Origin of the sequence: Acinetobacter sp. YH12102, from assembly GCF_013419125.1 — a bacterium.
Taxonomy (GTDB): Bacteria; Pseudomonadota; Gammaproteobacteria; order Pseudomonadales; family Moraxellaceae; genus Acinetobacter; species Acinetobacter pseudolwoffii.
Genome location: NZ_VPAS01000007.1, coordinates 1 through 19,210 on the forward strand (window position 1 = coordinate 1; position 19,210 = coordinate 19,210).

The following is a 19,210-nucleotide window of genomic DNA, read 5'->3' on the forward strand; positions in this document are numbered from 1 at the left end:
GCTTTTTTAGCGTTGGTGCACTGTCTATAACTGTCTTTAAATCCATAAATAGGTGTCCACTTAAATTTAAGTGGACACTATCGCGGTATTAATGAGTTAGAAAAAGTGGGGTTCAGCGGACGCTTACGAAATACTTCCACTTTTTAATTGGTCACTACAGTCTAATCTAGAGTAATGATAGTTAGCCCTATCCATGATAAATTTATCAATATAATTAACATGTCCTTCTGTTGAAAAATGGTCTTGAGGAAAAAATTTTACTAAGCTCAGCCAACAGAATCTTAAAAACCAGATTAAGTCTTCATTACCTTTCATCATATTAAGAGCAATTTCGCTATCCCAATTGATATGACAGTTTAAATACACCTCTTTTCAAGTCAGGTAAAGAAAAAATAAAATTTTGATCTGCCTCTAATTCACTATCTTTCTCACGATACAATAATTTTTCTCGTAGGATTTTTTCTGATTTTCTTTTATCGTAATTGGTATAAAACCTATTTAGATAGAATAATAAGAGTGAAGCTAAAAATCCTCCAATCACGCCAATTGTAGCGGCTAATATATTTGAGTCCATCAACTCCCCCCTCTTCCCAAAAGCAAAAAGCGCATCACTAAGATACGCTTTTAACTAAATTCTGACTAAAGATCAAACACTATTATGGGCAGGCTGCTTTCTGGAAGTTTCTGGTATTTGAACCACGTGCACACTGATATAACTTTTCAGCATTGTGCATTTTCCAGCTCTTCTGTTCTTTTTTGAAATGATAAATGGTCTGTACTGATTTGACCGAATCATCCAACAAACCTGTTTCAGTCACTTTCACCTGCCCAACGGTCGGTGACTCCACATTATTAAAAAACTGACGAATCTCGACTGTTGCCAGTTCATTACGTAAATCAGGCCTCATTTTAAGCACCTGATCCAAAGGTGTATCCGAAGAAGACTGCACTTTTGCAATCACCTGCTGGGTAGTGGTACAACCCGACATCATCATACCCAGACCTAAAGCTGTAACCGCCAATAACCGTAACATATTGTTTAACCCAGATTATCCTTATTATACAAATTCATCATGCCGCGCTTTTCAGCTTAACGCTATTTAGACTATGTAACCCCATTTACACAGCATTGACATCCTCACCTCCCTGAAACGGAGGTGATTCCTACTGCTAGACGCTTATGCCCAAGCGCAAGTATGTTCTTCGCTGCATTTTCGTCCCTGTTATTGGAACTTCCGCATTCACATTCCCATACTCTTATTCGCAAATCTGTTCTACCTTTCGGACTGCTAGAAGTGATCTCACCACAGCACGAACCTTGCGAAACAATGTTTCTCAGGTTGTGAATCTCTCACTTACTTCTTCAAGCATTGCCCCTGCGTTCTCGCATTTATACTTGAGCATTGTTTTGAATGCTGAAAAACCTGTATCTAAAACAGATTTTGCCATTTTAGTTTTTACAAGTTTACCCGCACTCAGATCGCCAATAACAATCAGTGCATTTTCTCTCACAAGCATGGTGCTTGCCTTATGCAAATGATCTTTACGACAATTAGCAATTTTAGCGTGTAATGCACGTACACGTTTTTTATTCTTGGCTCGTTGAGCAATACCTAATTTCTGTTCATATTTCCGATAGAACTTAGGATTTGAAATTACAGTACCATCAGAACAGGTGGCAACGTCTTTTAAACCGAGATCAATACCAATCGCTTTAGTTGCAGTAGGTTTATTTTGCTTAGATGAATCCACTACAAGGCATACATACCACCGTCCACGACTATCCTCAACGAATGGGCCTGTTCTCACGCTGTATTTACTTAATCCGTAACTATCCCATAACTTAAATTGATGCTTGCCGTACTGAACATATCCATCAGCGTATTTGATGGCTACTTTCTTGAAAGGAATCCAACCAAGTGATCTTCTCGCTGACTTCTTATTGCTCACACGCCATTTCAGCTTTGCTTTCTTGAACTGTTTTCTTCGAGTGATTAACTCTTCTGTAACAGCCTGAATGGTTTGGCTATGTAGATTGCATTCTTTCGATGCGCCTTTGGTGTATTTGGCAACATCATAGGCTGATAGAAATTCACCTTTTCTTTTTAGATGCTTAAACCCTAAATCATTGACATAATTCCAAACAAAGTTCATCTCAGATGCTAATTGATCTAGCACCTTGCAATGTTTGTCTTTTATGCGTAATTTAAGTGTTTTCATGTGGTTATATTAACAATTTTTTCTCTATACCCTATGTTGGGCAATTCTTAAAACGACATTTTATGTCGTGTCGCTTATATCTCTGCTCTGAAGGACAGAGTTTTACGCTTCATTTGATAAAAAAAGCGCAACTTGCGATGCGCTTTTGTAAACTTTTAAAATCCGATCAGATTAAAGATCAAATAATTTACCCGGGTTCATAATACCATTTGGATCGAACACTTGTTTCAGGGCTTTCATATATTCGATTTCTTCCGCAGAACGTGAATATTCAAGGTATGGCTTCTTGGTCATCCCTACGCCATGTTCGGCTGAAATTGAACCATCATATTTTTTCACGGTGTCAAAGACATACTTGTTTACTACCTGACATTTAGCGAAGAATTCATCCTTGCTTAAATCCGCTGGTTTTAAGATGTTCAAATGCAAGTTACCGTCACCGATATGACCGAACCAGCAAATTTCAAAGTCTGGATAGTTCTCTGCAACAATTGCATCAATTTCTTTAATAAATGCAGGAACGTGCGTGATCAATACTGAAATATCATTTTTGTATGGAATAAACGGTGCGATTGACTCAGAGATGTCTTCGCGTAAACGCCATAAGCTTTCGACTTGGTCCAGACTTTGGCTCAGAACGCCATCCAGAACCCAACCTTGTTCCATACAATGCTCAAAAATTTCCATCGCCTTGTCCATAATCGGCTCAAACGGCGCTTCAAACTCAAGCAAAACATAAAATGGACATTCAGTTTCAAATGGACGTTGTACATGACCATTGGCCAATACTTTTTGCATTGCCAGTTCACCGAAAAACTCGAATGCGGTTAAATCAATTTTCGCCTGGAAAGCATGCAATAACGGCATGATTGCATCAAAATCAGGTACACCCAGTACCATCACTTGCAGGTCTTGCGGTTGACGTTCAAGCTTGATTTCTGCTTCAGTCACCAGACCCAGCGTACCCTCACCACCGATGAACAAGTGTTGAAGTGCATAACCGGTGGCATTCTTGATCATGCCTTTGTTCAGACGCAATACATCACCTTTACCGGTCACCACCGTCAGGCCAAGTATCCAGTTACGGGTCATGCCGTATTTAATGACTTTAATACCACCGGCATTGGTGCCGATGTTCCCGCCAATCTGGCTTGAGCCCGCAGAAGCAAAGTCAACAGGATAATACATACCCTGATCGGAAGCATAGTTTTGCAACTGTTCAGTCACCACGCCTGCCTGCACGCGAACCATCCGGTCTGCCGGGAAGAATTCCAGAATCTGGTTCATCTTGTCCATGCTCACCACAATCTCGCCATTGGCTGCAACTGCACCTGCAGACAGACCCGTACGACCGCCTGATGGGGTGACTGCAACATTAAACTGGTTTGCCAATTTTACGATGTCTTGAACCTGTTCAGTCGTCGAAGGAAAAACGATGACCGATGGGTTTGGATCAAAGTGTTTCGTATGATCACGACCCCAATTCTGGAGGCTGTCCGTATCGGTTTTAATACGGTTTTCACCCAAAATTGCCGTCAATTGGGTCAATAACTCAGGGGTTAAAGCGACTGGAGCATTCATCGTTTGCAGACCTAGCATGATTTAAACAAGAGAGACTTCGCTGGTTTATTTACATATTTTTTAGGCATAAAAGCCTGTATACAAATCAGGCGAAACATGATGATTAAAGCACCAAAAATGGCAGCTTAAACAGCATGGCGCAATATTATAAGCTATTTTTAGGAGATTCCTTTAAAAAATGACAATTTTGATAATATACCTTTGAAAATGAATATTTAAATCAACCAGATTTATCATTTTCACTACTATCACTTGCAAAAATAGCTGATATTGCCGTCATCAAGGAAATGTATAACCGCCCTTTTCCTGTGCTATTATACCGCGACTAAATTTGGCCTTTGTAGCGGAGCCGTAATGAGCCAACATCTATCTCTACCTAAAGATAAAATCCGTTTTCTATTGTTAGAAGGCGTTCACCAGAACGCAATCGATACATTGAATGCAGCTGGATACACCAACATCGACTATCGTAAAACAGCGCTCGAAGGCGAAGCGTTGAAAGAAGCGATTAAAGATGCTCACTTCGTCGGTATTCGTTCCCGTACTCAACTGACTGAAGAAGTATTTGAAGCTGCGAACAAACTGATTGCTGTGGGTTGTTTCTGTATCGGTACCAATCAGGTTAACCTCGATGCTGCAATGCGTCGCGGTATTCCGGTATTTAATGCACCGTATTCAAATACCCGTTCAGTTGCTGAACTGGTATTGGCAGAAACGATTCTGCTTCTGCGCCGTGTACCTGAAAAATCAACAGATACACATGCAGGTGGCTGGAACAAATCGGCTGTCGGTTCATTCGAAACACGTGGTAAAACTTTAGGTATCGTTGGTTACGGTTCAATCGGTTCACAACTTTCTGTACTGGCTGAAAGCCTGGGCATGAAAGTGACCTATTATGATGCAGTGACAAAACTACCTTTAGGAAATGCACGTCAAGTCGGTTCTATGGGCGAATTACTGGCCAATGCAGATGTGGTTACTCTACATGTTCCGGATCTGCCATCTACCCGTAATTTCTTTGGCAAAGAACAGTTTGCGCAAATGAAAGAAGGTGCAATCTTCCTGAACGCAGCACGTGGTACATGTGTTGTGATTGAAGATCTGGCAGATGCGATCAAGTCTGGTCACATTGCTGGTGCTGCAGTAGACGTATTCCCGAAAGAGCCGAAAGCCAATGGTGAAGAATTCGTTTCTCCACTGCGTAACCTTCCAAACGTGATCCTGACTCCGCACGTGGGTGGTTCGACCATGGAGGCACAAGCCAACATCGGTCTGGAAGTTGCTGAGAAATTCGTTGCCTATTCAGATAAAGGTATGACTTTATCTGCAGTGAACTTCCCGGAAATTGCGCTGCCATTGACTGAAGGTAAACACCGTTTACTGCACATTCATAAAAACATGCCGGGCGTTCTTTCTAAGATCAACAACCTGTTTGCTGAACATGGCATTAACATCTCTGGCCAGTCTTTAATGACCAAAGGTGATGTCGGTTACCTGGTGATGGACGTAGACGCGACTGCATCTAAAGAAGCACTCGATACCCTACATGAAGTTGAAGGAACAATCCGCGTACGCGTACTGTTCTAATTTAACAATATGAAAAAACCACAGCTTTCGGGCTGTGGTTTTTTGTTTTTTAAGGTTTTTATTTTTCAGCCTTTACTGTTCTTCCGCTCTTCGAGAAATCGAAACCTATTAAGTTATGCTGAATTTTAAAATTGCACCTATTGTACAAGCGCCACTGATTCTCCTGATCGCGATGATCAGTATGCAAAGCAGTGGCTCCTTTGCCAAATATCTGTTCGGTCAGTTTCCCATTCTGACCGTTTCAGCCATGCGTCTGCTTTTGGGTGCTGTAATTTTGGCATTGATTTTTAAAATTTGGCAAATTCATTTCAAACAGGTGAAATGGTTAGCAATTATGAGCTATGGCTTAGCTCTGGCTGGCATGAACTTATTGTTTTATCTGTCGATTGATCGCTTGCCGCTGGGCATTGCGGTTGCTTTTGAATTCATTGGCCCTTTAAGTGTGGCGCTGTTTTATGCGCGGCAAAAATTTGATTTTGTCTGGGTCGGATTGGCGATTTTAGGCCTGATTCTGCTGTTTCCCTTTGATCAGGCTGCACAGCCACTTGATCCGGTCGGGATTCTATTTGCCCTAAGTGCGGGTGCCTGTTGGGCGCTATACATCGTCGCTGGGCAAAAGCCTTCCGGGGTTTCCGGCAACCATACCGTGTGCTTGGGCATGTTGGTCGGGATGCTGGTGCTGATGCCAATTGCGCTTTTTGCTGGCATTCCTGCGCATACCTTTGAACCCATCAGCCTGTTATATTTCATGGCTCTGGCTGTGCTGGCCAGCGCCCTGCCTTTTACTCTGGAAATGATTGCCCTGCGAAATTTAACCGCCTTGAGTTTTGGTACATTGATGAGTCTGGAACCTGCAATCGCAGCACTCTCTGGTTTTATCTTCTTGGGTGAAACTTTATTGTGGACACAATGGCTGGCACTGGCCACGATTATTAGTGCTTCAATTGGCTGTACGGTGACCAGTCAAAGACGAAAACATTGAATAAAAATAAAGGCGCTATAGCGCCTTTATTTAAAATAGCTTTATTAGAATCATTTTAACGTGGTGTTGCGTCTTTAATCGCCGTATTTAATACAGTGGCTGCTGTCACATTATAGCCATCACATGCAAAAGCAAGCTGATCATAAGTGTATTCTGTCCATTTGATCATTAAAGGACTGGCATCATTTTCCTTTAATTTGTCTAAAGCCACTTTTCGTGATTGGGCAACATAATCGTTGTGATCAATATGTTCTCCATGTTCCGAGAACGCACTGTTATAAATTCCTCCTTGATATTCGATCGCACCAAAATATTTGTAATATTGCATAGCAGCATCTTTATATTCTGCCTTTTTATATTTCAAGCCAGCCATGGTCTCATCTAGAATAATTTTTGCCAGCTCCTGGACAGACGTTTGTGCCTGCCAATCAGCCAGCGTGCGATAGTCAGTTTTTGTTTCCGGATCAAATTCAATATATTCTTCTTCCGGATGTTCTGCCTGAAGACGGAAACATTTAGATCCATTCGGAAATGTGCGCGCCTTCTGCAAATCAATAAAATTGGCTGCAAACTCATTATAATATTTACGGTCAGCGGCTGTCGTATTATCACTATTAAATAACACTCTGGTTGCAGCATCCTCATACATTTTTACCACAGCAATATTGGTACGTTCAGTTAATGCTTTTCCTGACAGGTCGTACCACTCTATATGCCAATGATTACTGATGTTGTTCTCCGGTAGGGTCACAGGACGACTCTTAAATTGAGTGGTCGTATTTTCCAGTACTTTTTCCAGCTTATAGCCGAATGCTGTACGGGTCCGATCTGCAGGAAATACCCCTTTAGCGGTGACATAAGTCGGGAACACCATGTTCTCCTCAATATTATATTCAGTATCCACGACACTGTTATCATCCGCATATAATATGCCATCAGTAATTTTATTTTTATGACTGGCCAATAGAAGTTTTTTCGACTCCATGTCTGCTGTATCAGCATTCGGCAAGTTGAACTGATAGTTGTAGAATTCCGACACTATGTCTGATGCTCCATCACCCGGGGTTCCAGGATTGGTCGGATTACCAGGATTGCTTGGAGCCGGTTGGCTAGGGACTGGTGTATTATTATCCGAATTATCAGAGCTACCACATGCTGCAAGCATACAGCCCAAAATGGCGCAAGAAAGTATTCGTAATTTCATTATTATCTACCTTATTATTTTCATTGTTATTTTAATGCTGCCCCGAATTGGGATCTAAGATATTTTAATAAATATAAAAATAAGATCAAATTAAAAATTGATTAATTTGTAACCACACCTGAGGTAAGTTTAATTTTGAATTTAAAACTTCACATATTTGATTGAGCTAAAATGTAAATTGATTATCTCCAAACTTAAGTTGCATTCACAAAATATTGCTCTGGCCTACTCAGCAAAAATCAACCAGTTTGCTATAATTTCATTTCTTTCTATTTCTCATTTTCACCCGCTCTGGGTAGAAGCTGCTTTCATGCCAAACGCCCAACTTCTTGCCGTATTCTTCATGGTCTTGTCCATGACTTCGTACCAGATCAGTGCATCTTTTGCCAAACAGCTGTTTAGTGTACTGGATCCGATTACTGTCACCATTTTAAGACTCTGTTTTGCTGCAATCATTGTCTGCGTCATGTTCCGCTCTTGGAAAATAATTTCACGTTTGCCTTTTTTAAAATGGCGGGATTTACTCTGCTATAGCGCGGCTTTAGGGGTCATGAATATTTTATTCTATCTGTCACTTGGTCGTTTACCGCAGGGCATTGCGGTAGGTCTGGAGTTTATTGGCCCTTTGGGCCTGGCTCTACTGTCGATTAAACACCGTAGTGATTATATCTGGGTATTGATGGCCATTTTGGGCATCGCGCTGATGGTGCCATGGGGACAGGCCAATAGCAGTAATTTTGACCTGTTGGGCGCAGCTTGTGCCTTGGGGGCAGGTTTCTGCTGGGCGCTGTATATTTTCTTTGGCCAACGTGTAGTTCAGCAGAATATCGGCATGCATGCACTGACCATTGCCATCAGTATTTCAGCATTGTGTCTGCTGCCGATCGGGCTCTACAACAACGCGCCCGCATTGATTGATACACAACATTGGGGCAAGGCCATTGTGATTGCAATTCTGGCCACCGCGATTCCTTATGCCCTCGATTTAAAAGCCTTACAGCATTTAAACAAAATGAGCTATGGCACCCTGTCCAGCCTCTCTCCGGCTTTAGCAGCTTTGACCGGTTTTCTGTTATTGGGTGAGAAAATCACGGTACTGCAAGCGGTCGCTCTGGTGTGTATTATGCTGGCCTCTGTCGGTGTGACAGTACGTGCCGCGCGTCAAGGAGCGGCAGAACGGAATGCATAAAGCCTGATTGGGATCTGGGCAACTGACTCAATATTTTCATTCATTTTTGTGCTTTCTCCCTTTAGGAGAAATACCTCGGAGAAATGAATCCGGATAAAAAAGACGGCTGTATCGCCATCTTTTTCATTTATTCGATTTGAAGTTAAAATTTAGCTTTGTACCAGCATATCTTTTTTCATGTCTTTATAACGTTGATATTCAGTCTTGTACTGCACTGCTAAAGCGGTCTTTTGCTCTTCACCGAGAATTTTACCCGCCTGCTGGAAGAAACCATGTTCCTCTTCTTTTAAGTGGTGATGCACTTTTTCGGAAAGCTTTTTGGCAATTGCAATCCAGCCCGGATTACTCAATTCTGTTGCAGTCAGCTCTTCAATCATCTCGTCCATTTCATGATGTTCCGCCAAGGCATGCCGGGTGATATTCAAGCCCGAATCGGTCATCATCAGGGGAATATAAAAATAGCGGTCTTCAGCCGCTTCATGGGCAAATAATTCATTCTTGAGTTGTTTGAACAGCTCACGACGTTCTGCTGTATCCCCTGAAGTTTGTAGTAATTTTCCTGCAAGATCACGCTGAATTTCATGACTTTCTCTTAATGCTTCAAAAATGGTGGTCATCTAATTTTTCTCCTGTTTTCGCCCTGCCTTTTTACATCATAGAAAGAAAATGGCATGGGTTCAGGAGGTTTTATAAGTACAAATTGTATAAAAAACTTTAATATTGAGAATGGTTTACATCTATTCTTATATAAAAAACATCTGATAGGCCATCCGGCAAATCAGTAAACTGACCAGAATCAGGAATAAAATCCGGATAAAGCCACTGCCATATTTAAAGGCTAATTTGACACCCAGCAAGGAACCACAGATATTGGCCACCGCCATCATCGCCCCGACCATAAATAGCACATTGCCGCTGGGAATAAAGAAAGTTAACGCTGCCAGATTGGTGGTGAAATTGGCAATTTTAGATAAAGCTGAAGCATGTAAAAAATCGACACTTAAATAACGAATGAAAAAGAAAATAAAGAAACTGCCCGTACCCGGCCCGAAAATTCCGTCATAAAATCCGATGGCCAGACTGCCCAAAACTGCCAATGCCAACATTTTCTTGGTGAGCTTTTGCTGAACATGCACCTGACCAAACTGCTTTTTCATCACGGTATAAATCGCGATGACAATCAGCATGATCAATACAAAAGGTTTGAGGATTTCGACCGGAATCAAGGTGACACTGGCCGCACCCATAAACGAGCTGATGAAACTGCAAGCTGCAATCACGCCCAAGAGCAACCACGGCAGTTTTACCTGACGCAAATAGGAAAATGCCGCAGAGCCAGTACCAAAAATCGAGGCCAGTTTGTTGGTACCAAATACGGTAGCCGGCTGTAAATGCGGCAGACTGCCCATAATTGCCGGAATCTGGATCAGACCACCACCGCCTACGGCAGCATCAATTGCCCCTGCAAAAAATGCAAAGACAATCAGACTGATGATGATCTCAATATCCATATTTCAGACCTTGCTTAGAGGTTTAAGACGCGTTTTGGCACCAGGCGTTTTTTATCACTAATTTCTGCCAAGCCTAAACATTTTTCACCATCAAAAACCAAGACCTGTTCAGCTGCTTCATGCTCGATATTACTTTCCATACCACGGCTAAAATATTCTACCCGCCCTTCTGGCACTTGGATTTGCGGGAAATGTTGCACCGGCGCATAAGCCGGCAACAACAACCTATCACGCTCGTCTTCATTCAAGCTTTCCAGATATTCAATGGTATAACTCGGGATCAAATCAAAATGACCGGTTTTAATGCGGTGTAAATAGGTCAGATGACCGTAAGTACCCAAGGCTTTGGCAATATCTTCACCGAGTACCCGGATATAAGTCCCTTTAGAGCAGGTAATATCCAGCGTGATGCTATTTTCAGTAAAGGATAAAAGCTCAATGGCCAGAATGCTAATCGGGCGCGCTTCACGTTCAATCTCGATGCCCTTACGTGCCAGTTCGTATAAAGGACGGCCTTCTTTTTTCAGCGCCGAATACATCGGTGGCACTTGCTGGATATCACCGATAAACTGTGTCAAGGTTTCTTGAATCAACGCTTCCGAAAGTTCAGGAACCGCTTTTTCTAATAAGACTTCGCCTTCGACATCGCCGGTGGTGGTGCTATGTCCAAGAAAGACCGTCGTTTGATAACGCTTGACTGAATCTAATAAATAATGCGAAAACTTGGTCGCCTCACCTAAACATATCGGCAATAAACCCGAGGCCAGAGGATCCAGTGCCCCAGTATGGCCTGCTTTTTGCGCACGATACAACCAGCGAACTTTTTGCAATGCAGCATTAGAACTAATGCCCAAGGGTTTATTCAAAAGGAAGACACCACTAAGATGACGACGCTGAATTTTAGGAGATGATGCTTTCATGGCAAAAAATCAGACATTTTATAAATTGGCGCCATGGTAAAACCCTGTGCGATGATTTACAACTTTTCTATGGTATCTGATGATTTTTATGGCATATTCAGCTGAATCAAAACTCTAAAAATAATGAAACCGAAAAAACAGGTGCATAGGATATGCAGAAATACAAGATATGGATCATTCTGGCTCTGGTGGTGCTGTGCTTTATCACCCTGATGCTCTGGCTATCTCCTCAGAATGAATCACAGACAGAGACTATTGGCCAATCACCTCTTAGTGAACGCCGCGGCGAACCTGCCGCATTAAGTATGACCAGCCCTGCCAATGCAGCGTTTTCCAGTGCCAGCCAGAAAGATACCGAAATCAATTGCCAGATGCAGCTGGATGCGAGTAACCGTCTGACTGTCAATGAACAGACTCGAAACTGTTTTGAATATTTTATTACCCAGTTTGGTGAAAAAAATCTGGCGCAGATTCAACAGGATTTTAAAACTTACATTCGCCAGAATCATAAAGAACCCGCTCTCTCACAAATTCTGGATTTATGGGATCGCTATATTCAGTATCGTCAAGGTTTAGGCCAACTGACTGCACCGACAGGCCTCGATCAGGAAGATCCGGCCTATTACTGCAGCATCTATAGCAGCACCCAGAATTTGCGTAAACAATATTTTTCTAATTATGAAATTGAAGGTTTATTTGGTACCGAAGACACCTATCATGAATATACGCTTGACCGTATGGCCGTGCTGGCAGACAACAGCTTAAGCGAGTCTGAAAAAGCCCAGAAGCTCAAAAATCTGTTTGAACAATTACCACAAGACTGGCAGGAAAATCTGGAACAACTGAATAAACTCGAAGATTTACGCAAACTCAGCGCAGACATTAAAGCGCGTGGTGGCTCAAATGTAGAGATTCGTCAAATGCGATTAAACCTGGTCGGCCCTGAAGCCACGCAACGTCTGGAGCAACTGGATGGCGAACGTGCTAGCTGGAAATCCAGTGTCACGACGTATCTCAATGAACGGGATAGCATCATGCAAAGTGGCATGAGTGACAGCGCCAAACAGCAAGCCGTCGAGAAGCTGCGCCAGCAACGTTTTCAACAGCCGAATGACCAGCTGCGGGTCGAAACCTTTGAACAGATTCATGATCAAGGCGGCAAGTTGCCCTTTGCGAATTAAGCCTAAAAGCCATCACCTGTTGATGGCTTTTTTTATGATCCTCATATCGAAAGCTTTATGCCTTCATATCTCCCGCCCTAACTTTGTTTCTAAATATTTCTTGTTTACACAAAATAACCTCAATGAGTGTTTTGTATTTCAACAACTTAAAATTTAAATACAGCCGTAAATAAAACATATTCTTACAATGTAAATCTCTTCTCTCTGTCGTGTCCTAAAATGACATGGTTTTAGCGCGTTGAAGTGAAAAAATACCGCTACTCAAAAGAAAAATTGCTCAGCCATAGAAGGCCAAAACTGTATGGTCCAAAGTCTGATTTTGTGGCTTACAACACTCTAGAAAAGCAATGATTGCTTTAATAACGATAAAATTAAAAAGGGATGCTTATGCGTACTTTCAGCAAGACAGCACAGTTACTGACTGTGACTTTAGCAACAACTCTGGGATTAAGCTTTTCTGCACAGGCCCATGCCACGGCAAGTGCGACACAGGTCACTGAAAAGGCAAGATCTGATTATGCCAAAACCAAATATCCTATTCTGATGGTACATGGCTGGCTAGGCTGGTCACGTATTGGCACCGACAGCATCGGGCTGGATTACTGGTATCAGATTCTACCGGATATGGCACGCAATGGTTCTACCGTCTTTGCTGCACAGCTGTCTCCGGCAAATAAGACAGCACATCGCGGTGAACAGCTGATCAGCCAGGTTGAAGATGTGATAGCAATCACCGGCAAACACAAAGTCAACCTGATTGGTCACTCTCATGGCGGGCCAACCGTGCTCTATGTCGCTGCCACTAAACCAGAATATCTGGCATCGATTACAGGCGTTGCTGGTACCTATCATGGTTCTAAAGTTGCTGACGATATTCAAAGCAATAGTTTAAGCCGCACCGCGTTTAATATTTTAGGTGACTATATTGTGGGACCTTTAATTGCACTCGCTCAGCTTAAACCTGAATTAGAAATCGATTTTGATGCATCCATGAAATCATTAACCCAAACAGAATCAAAAAACTTTAATGCAACTGTTGCAAAAGAAGCAGTCAAAGACGGCGTTTTAGCAGCAACTGAGAACTGTAATAAAAACCTCAAACCTAAAGATTCTAAAGGTATTTATTACTATTCATGGACAGGTGTGGCACAAGCCACCAATGCCTTAGACATCGATACGATTTTAATGCAACTGGGCCCACTGTCTTATGGCAATAAAAACAATGATGGTATGGTCGCACGCTGTAGTGCTTATATGGGCAAAGTGATTAATGACAATTACAAACTCAACCATACCGATCTTGCCAACATGATGTTTGGCTTGAAAGGTCTATTCGCCCCAGATCCAGTGACGTTATACCGTCAGCATGCCAACCGCTTAAAGCTGCAAGGTTTGTAAGCTGCTCGCCTTTATCAGGATTGATAAAGGCTTTGCTATATAAGCGGTCATCATTTTCCCGGATGAAGCAGAGATAGAATAATGAGAATAATAAGCCTGGTATTCAGTCTATTTATTGGATTCAGTTGTTCCTTGGCTTATGCCAAGCAGAGTCCATTGATTGAATATACACCCAAATTCGCTATATCCAGCTACGCCAAAACCCATTATCCGCTCATCTTTGTCCATGGCTTCGGTCTGGGCTTTAACCGCATTGGAACCGATAACATCGGTTTAGATTATTGGTATCAGATCCCGCAAGATTTAGCCCGTCATGGTGCGCGTGTATTTTCCGCGGAATTATCTGCGGTTGCATCCAATGAACTACGTGGTGAACAGCTGTTACTACAAATTGACGAAGTTCTTGCACTGACGGGTAAAGCTAAAGTCAATCTGATTGGACATAGTCAAGGTGGACCAACCATTCAATATATTGAAGCTGTTGCACCTGCCAAAGTGGCTTCACTGACCGCAATTGCAGGTGCGATGAAAGGCACACCTGTTTTTGTCAATGCCAGCCAGACACCTTTACTAGAACCGCTGATTCATGCCATTGGAACAATTCTGGGCTACAGCATGAATCTGGTGACAGCAAATCAATATCCGGTAAATATCACAGCGGCCTTAAGTGCCATGCATCCTGAAGACATTCGAGCCTTCAATATAAAATACGGTTCTGCTGCGATTCCTGAAGACTGTCAGACCCAAGGCATGAAGATCACAGCCAATGGCATTCATCATTACTTCTGGATGGGCAACCGGCAAACCACCAATCCTCTGGATATCATTGAATCGACTATTGTCAGTTTAGGCGGGACTTTCTTGAAAGGTGAAGCCAATGATGGCGCTCTACCTTTATGTAGTGGACGTTATGGTCAGATCATTCGTCAGGACTATGACCACAATCATTTCGATGAAGTGAACCAGTTCTTCGGCATTTTAGGGCCTTTTGCCCAAGACCCGATTGCACTCTATCGCCAACATGCCAACCGGCTCAAACTGCAAGGCTTATAAATCATTCACTGCTATCCATCAATCATAATTTTTAAATACAGCAACTTAAAACCTAACTCGCCCGTTTCGGATGGGTCATTTGGCAAAGCAGGATAAGAATCATCCTGTCAAAACAACAAAAATGAGGAAAATATATGAAATACGGCTTATTCATCACCAGTCTGCTGCTGGCTGGCACATGTGTCACGGCTCAGGCATCCACTCAAGCCAGTCAGGTCACAGCGAAAGCCAGCTCACACTATGCCAAGACCCAATATCCCATCGTGTTTGCACACGGGATGGCAGGCTTTATCCGGGTCGGAACAGATCAATTTGGTCTGGATTACTGGTATCAGATTTTACCAGATCTGGCCCGCAATGGTGGCAATGTCTGGGCGACCCGAGTATCGCCGTTTAACTCATCAGAAATTCGCGGTGAACAACTCTTAGAACAAGTGAAGGAAATTCGGGCGATTACAGGCGCATCTAAAGTCAATCTGATTGGTCATTCTCATGGTGGTCCCACGATTCGTTATGTCGCTGGTGTAGCGTCTCAACTGGTCGCCTCTCTGACTGCGGTCGGTGCGCCGCATAAAGGCTCACCAGTTGCAGATCTGATTCTTCAGGCAGAAGATACGCCACTACAAGGCCCTTTGGTCGGTGGGATTAATCTAGTATCTAAAGCCATCACCTGGGCCCAAGGACTGGATCCAAACAGCTTCCCGCATGATTCTCTTGCAGGTGGTCGCAGTCTGACACTGGCAGGATCGGCACAATTTAATCAGAAATATCCGCTGGGAATGTCAAGCACGACCTGTGGCGAAGGTGCCTATAAACAGAATAATATTTATAACTATTCATTTACCGGCACCGGCACAGTCACCAATATTCTCGATCCTGACTCTGCTTTGAAAGTCACCAGCCTGCTGATTGATGGTGGCAAGGACAATGATGGTCTGGTCTCTCGCTGTAGTGCCAAATTTGGTAAAACCATTCGTGATAACTACAACTGGAATCACTTAGATGAAGTCAATATGGTCTTGGGCCTGAAAAGCATCTTTGCCCCTGACCCGGTCGATGTGTATCGCCAACATGCCAACCGGTTGAAGCTGCAAGGCTTATAGTTCTTATATCAATATTAGAATATAAAAAATGCGCCCAAAGGCGCATTTTTTAACTCGAGATAAAACTTAACTTGAGCCTAAACTTAAGAAGCTTTAACTTTACGAGCTGGTAATTTTTCACGGATACGTGCAGCTTTACCAGACAATTCGCGTAGGTAGTAAAGTTTAGCGCGACGAACATCACCACGACGTTTCACTTCAACTTTAGCTACGATTGGAGAGTGAGTTTGGAATACACGCTCAACACCAACACCGCTAGAAATTTTACGTACTGTGAACGCAGAGTTCAAGCCACGGTTTTTCTTCGCAATTACCACACCTTCAAAAGCCTGAAGACGCTCACGGTCGCCCTCTTTAACTTTTACAGAAACAATCACTGTATCACCTGGTGCGAAAGCAGGGATGTCTTGTTTCAATTGTGCATTTTCAATTACTTGAACTAAAGGATGCTTACCGCTCATGGGGTATCTCCAATAATGCGAGTCAGAAGAGGTCTGATCATCGCGGGGGCTAGAGGCTAAAGCGCATAGACCCGATTATCTTTCCCTTTAAAGTTGACCATCTCAACTTTAAAGAGCCTATTAAAGAATACTTAAACTCAATTTAAGTACCGTTTTCGAAGACAGCACCAATTTCTCAGCAATGTCTTACAAATCTTTCAGCCATTTTTTTTGCTGCTTGGTCAATTCTACTTGTTCGACCAGTTCAGGTCGACGTTCAAGTGTCCGTTGATAACGCTGCAAAAACCGCCATTTTTCAATGTTTGCATGATGACCTGATTTAAGTACCTCAGGCACATCCAAACCTTCAAACTGGTCAGGCTTGGTATATTGTGGGCAGTCTAACAGACCATCCACAAAGGAGTCTTGCACATGGGATTGCTCATCAGACATCGCCCCCGGAAGCCTCCGGATAATACTGTCCAATAAAACCATCGCTGGCAGTTCACCACCCGACAAAACATAATCACCAATTGACCATTCCTGATCAACATATTGCTGGATCAAACGTTCATCGACCCCCTCATAACGCCCACACAGTACAATCAATCCGTCATATTGAACGAAGTCTTGTACTGCAGTTTCGTTTAAGGTTTTTCCTTGCGGTGACATATACACCACAGGAACATGAACTGCGCCTGCTTCATTTGCAAGCTCTTTGGCACGGTGGATTGCTTGTGCCAAAGGCTCCGCCATCATCACCATACCCGGACCACCACCGAATGGACGTTCATCCACCCGTTTATAGTTGCCCGTCGCAAAATCGCGAGGATTGATGCAATGAATTTGCATCAAATCACGTTTTGCTGCGCGCCCGCTAATACCGTAGGCTGTAATCGCTTCAAACATTTCAGGAAAAAGCGTAATGACTGCAAAAAACATCGCAGACTCCCGTATTTCCGAAAAATTCTTAGTAGTCTACGCCCCAATTGACGTAGATACGACCAGCTTCAAGATCAACGCGTTGCACCACATCTTTATGCCATGGGATCATTCGCTCTTCGCCGTCGATGCTGACGGCAGTTGCGCGAACCACCATCACATCGTTAGCACCTGTTTCAAACAGCTCAAAAATTTGACCGAGATTGACTTCTTGTTCCTGATCGTCCAGACCTAACACAGTTAGACCTTTTAAATCCGACCAATAGTACTCATCTACGCCTGCTTGAGGCAGTTGCGATTTAGAGATCCAGACATTGGAGCCAACCAGTTCGTCTGCGCCAGTGCGATCACTCACACCTTTCAGCGAAACAACCAGGCCTTTACCATGTGGCTTCCAACGTTTTACATCGACAATTTGCCAACCTGCTTTGGTCTCAATGTACCAAGGCAGATAGTCAAATATGTTGCTCATGGGTTCTGTATTGGAATAGACCCAGAGCCACCCATTTAATCCATATGCTGAACGCAACTGTCCAATCTGAATACGATCTTCGGGAACATTCTGTGTTGGTGTCATGGGCAAGCTACTACCTAATTTATATAAAAATTATGCAGCAACTGCAGCTTTTTTAGCTTGAGCAGCTAAAGAAGCAACACGATCAGAAGGTTGAGCACCTTGAGAAACCCAGTGAGCAAAACGGTCAGCATCTAAACGAAGTTTTTCTGCTTTACCTTGAGCTGTAGGGTTGAAGAAACCGATACGTTCGATGAAACGACCGTCACGTGCATTACGGCTATCAGTCACAATGATTTGATAGAACGGACGTTTTTTAGCACCACCGCGTGCAAGACGAATAACAACCATGATAGAACCTTATAGTTTTTACGGATTATCCTTGTACCGACCATCGATACAGCTCAAACCCCTTTCATAGAGGGCAGTATTTTACTTGAACTTTGCCCTGAATGAAAGATTAAAAAGTGTTTAGGTAGAATTTTGGATTTACTGAATCTGGTATTAGTTATCAGTTCCATGATGAATTTGATGAGAAGTTACACGCATCAACTCCTTTAGACCAGAATTGTTCACCTTTATGATTTAAACAAAGCCATCCATCACCTTCCTGTTTTGTCGAAATTTTTGGTTCAGCTATTAACTCCCATGCTCCCTCTACTGTCACAGATGATAATTCAACCTTGTATAAGGGTTTACTATTCTGTGGAATTTCCAACAATGCTGGATACCCTAAATCTGTCAGTTTAATCACAGAACTTCCGTTTGATAAACTTCCTTGAGAAACTTTATAGCGCTGAATCTTAGAAGCAATGTCAACTAAAGTGGTTTGAGCATCAACTCGATTTGCTTTGATAATATATTGATTATAACTAGGGATAGATATAGCAGCTAAAATTCCTAAAATGACAACAACAATTAAGATTTCTATCAAGGTAAATCCTGATGCTTCTTTTACCATGTTTTAGCATCTCCATTACATTTAAACTTTACTTCGGAAGGAAGTAAGGATTTACATTTAAGCCCATCACTCGACATTAAATAATTATGTACCTTATTATCAGATGCAAGAACTTGAATCATCCATCCTCTTCCCAAAACACTATCCCCATTTAATGTCTGGGCTGTATCATCTAAATCAACTATTTTCAAGGTAAATCCACTCGGTAAATTAGCAGACATATTAAAGTTTTTATAGTTAAAATTTCGTGCTTTATGCCGTTCTAACTGTTCAGAAAGAAGTAGAATCTGGGATTCTACTTTTGCTTCCTGACTTTTTCTAATATAAGCCTGATAACTAGGAACGACGATCATTGCTAAAATAGAAATAATCACCACAACAATCATCAACTCTATTAAGGTAAAGCCTCTTATGTTCTGCATAC

At 42.5% G+C, this 19,210-nt stretch carries 20 protein-coding genes and 1 pseudogene; 7 read left to right on the top strand and 14 right to left on the bottom strand.

Translation table 11 applies throughout. The annotated features are described in order from the left end of the window. Positions 1-334 precede the first annotated feature (334 nt). From FTU42_RS14885 to FTU42_RS08135, 4 genes and pseudogenes are all read right to left on the bottom strand, one after another. Positions 335-574, bottom strand: coding sequence for a hypothetical protein (locus FTU42_RS14885; RefSeq protein ID WP_005094237.1), 240 nt, complete (start codon positions 572-574; stop codon positions 335-337). A gap of 82 nt (positions 575-656) precedes the next feature. Next, entirely contained in the window at positions 657-1,034 is a 378-nt protein-coding gene (locus FTU42_RS08125; protein WP_100358170.1) for a hypothetical protein, read from the bottom strand. 104 nt (positions 1,035-1,138) lie between these two features. After that, positions 1,139-2,220: pseudogene (locus FTU42_RS08130) on the bottom strand (RNA-guided endonuclease InsQ/TnpB family protein). A 171-nt stretch (positions 2,221-2,391) separates the two neighbouring features. Continuing rightward, complete coding sequence (locus tag FTU42_RS08135) at positions 2,392-3,801, bottom strand: FAD-binding oxidoreductase (RefSeq protein ID WP_179999178.1); 1,410 nt, start codon at positions 3,799-3,801, stop codon at positions 2,392-2,394. Between the two features lie 354 nt (positions 3,802-4,155). Here FTU42_RS08135 and serA point away from each other — a divergent pair, with 354 nt between their 5' ends. Further along, positions 4,156-5,388, top strand: a complete 1,233-nt coding sequence (gene serA / locus FTU42_RS08140) for a phosphoglycerate dehydrogenase (protein ID WP_005094251.1) — start codon at positions 4,156-4,158, stop codon at positions 5,386-5,388. Positions 5,389-5,503: 115 nt separating this feature from the next. Then, entirely contained in the window at positions 5,504-6,370 is an 867-nt protein-coding gene (locus FTU42_RS08145) for an EamA family transporter (RefSeq protein WP_074383603.1), read from the top strand. Between the two features lie 55 nt (positions 6,371-6,425). On the opposite strand, the gene FTU42_RS08150 is transcribed toward FTU42_RS08145, so the two are convergent. After that, positions 6,426-7,574 carry a hypothetical protein gene (locus FTU42_RS08150; protein ID WP_180083226.1) on the bottom strand — a complete coding sequence of 383 codons (1,149 nt, stop codon included), beginning with the start codon at positions 7,572-7,574 and terminating at the stop codon, positions 6,426-6,428. A gap of 310 nt (positions 7,575-7,884) precedes the next feature. Between FTU42_RS08150 and FTU42_RS08155 the strand changes: the two genes are divergently transcribed. Next, positions 7,885-8,763, top strand: coding sequence for a DMT family transporter (locus FTU42_RS08155; RefSeq protein WP_074383605.1), 879 nt, complete (start codon positions 7,885-7,887; stop codon positions 8,761-8,763). Positions 8,764-8,912: 149 nt separating this feature from the next. Here the strand turns inward: FTU42_RS08155 and FTU42_RS08160 are convergent, their stop codons facing one another. The 3 genes from FTU42_RS08160 to truB form a co-directional block, all read right to left on the bottom strand. Beyond that, entirely contained in the window at positions 8,913-9,380 is a 468-nt protein-coding gene (locus FTU42_RS08160; RefSeq protein ID WP_180083227.1) for a hemerythrin domain-containing protein, read from the bottom strand. Between the two features lie 126 nt (positions 9,381-9,506). Continuing rightward, entirely contained in the window at positions 9,507-10,274 is a 768-nt protein-coding gene (locus FTU42_RS08165; RefSeq protein WP_074383607.1) for a TSUP family transporter, read from the bottom strand. 14 nt (positions 10,275-10,288) lie between these two features. Continuing rightward, a complete protein-coding gene (gene truB, locus FTU42_RS08170; protein WP_180083228.1) occupies positions 10,289-11,194 on the bottom strand; it encodes a tRNA pseudouridine(55) synthase TruB in 906 nt (301 codons plus the stop codon). 152 nt (positions 11,195-11,346) lie between these two features. Here truB and FTU42_RS08175 point away from each other — a divergent pair, with 152 nt between their 5' ends. From FTU42_RS08175 to FTU42_RS08190, 4 genes are all read left to right on the top strand, one after another. Then, positions 11,347-12,375 (top strand): lipase secretion chaperone, encoded by a 1,029-nt coding sequence (locus FTU42_RS08175; RefSeq protein WP_180083229.1) that lies wholly within the window; start codon positions 11,347-11,349, stop codon positions 12,373-12,375. Between the two features lie 387 nt (positions 12,376-12,762). Further along, positions 12,763-13,773, top strand: coding sequence for a triacylglycerol lipase (locus FTU42_RS08180; protein ID WP_180083230.1), 1,011 nt, complete (start codon positions 12,763-12,765; stop codon positions 13,771-13,773). A gap of 81 nt (positions 13,774-13,854) precedes the next feature. Continuing rightward, positions 13,855-14,826, top strand: coding sequence for a triacylglycerol lipase (locus FTU42_RS08185; protein WP_180083231.1), 972 nt, complete (start codon positions 13,855-13,857; stop codon positions 14,824-14,826). 134 nt (positions 14,827-14,960) lie between these two features. After that, entirely contained in the window at positions 14,961-15,929 is a 969-nt protein-coding gene (locus tag FTU42_RS08190) for a triacylglycerol lipase (protein ID WP_180083232.1), read from the top strand. Between the two features lie 83 nt (positions 15,930-16,012). Here the strand turns inward: FTU42_RS08190 and rplS are convergent, their stop codons facing one another. From rplS to FTU42_RS08220, 6 genes are all read right to left on the bottom strand, one after another. Then, the gene (gene rplS / locus FTU42_RS08195) at positions 16,013-16,390 is read right to left on the bottom strand and encodes a 50S ribosomal protein L19 (RefSeq protein WP_005094271.1); all 378 of its coding nucleotides are present in this window, start codon (positions 16,388-16,390) and stop codon (positions 16,013-16,015) included. Positions 16,391-16,576: 186 nt separating this feature from the next. Beyond that, complete coding sequence (gene trmD, locus FTU42_RS08200) at positions 16,577-17,311, bottom strand: tRNA (guanosine(37)-N1)-methyltransferase TrmD (RefSeq protein WP_005094272.1); 735 nt, start codon at positions 17,309-17,311, stop codon at positions 16,577-16,579. Between the two features lie 28 nt (positions 17,312-17,339). Beyond that, entirely contained in the window at positions 17,340-17,888 is a 549-nt protein-coding gene (gene rimM, locus FTU42_RS08205; RefSeq protein ID WP_180083233.1) for a ribosome maturation factor RimM, read from the bottom strand. Positions 17,889-17,918: 30 nt separating this feature from the next. Continuing rightward, positions 17,919-18,176, bottom strand: a complete 258-nt coding sequence (rpsP, locus tag FTU42_RS08210; protein ID WP_004281198.1) for a 30S ribosomal protein S16 — start codon at positions 18,174-18,176, stop codon at positions 17,919-17,921. Between the two features lie 160 nt (positions 18,177-18,336). Continuing rightward, on the bottom strand, positions 18,337-18,786 hold the full coding sequence (locus tag FTU42_RS08215) for a type IV pilin protein (RefSeq protein ID WP_180083234.1): 450 nt from the start codon (positions 18,784-18,786) through the stop codon (positions 18,337-18,339). Further along, a complete protein-coding gene (locus tag FTU42_RS08220) occupies positions 18,780-19,208 on the bottom strand; it encodes a type IV pilin protein (RefSeq protein ID WP_180083235.1) in 429 nt (142 codons plus the stop codon). Before FTU42_RS08220 ends, FTU42_RS08215 begins: the two co-directional genes overlap by 7 nt. Positions 19,209-19,210: the final 2 nt, after the last annotated feature.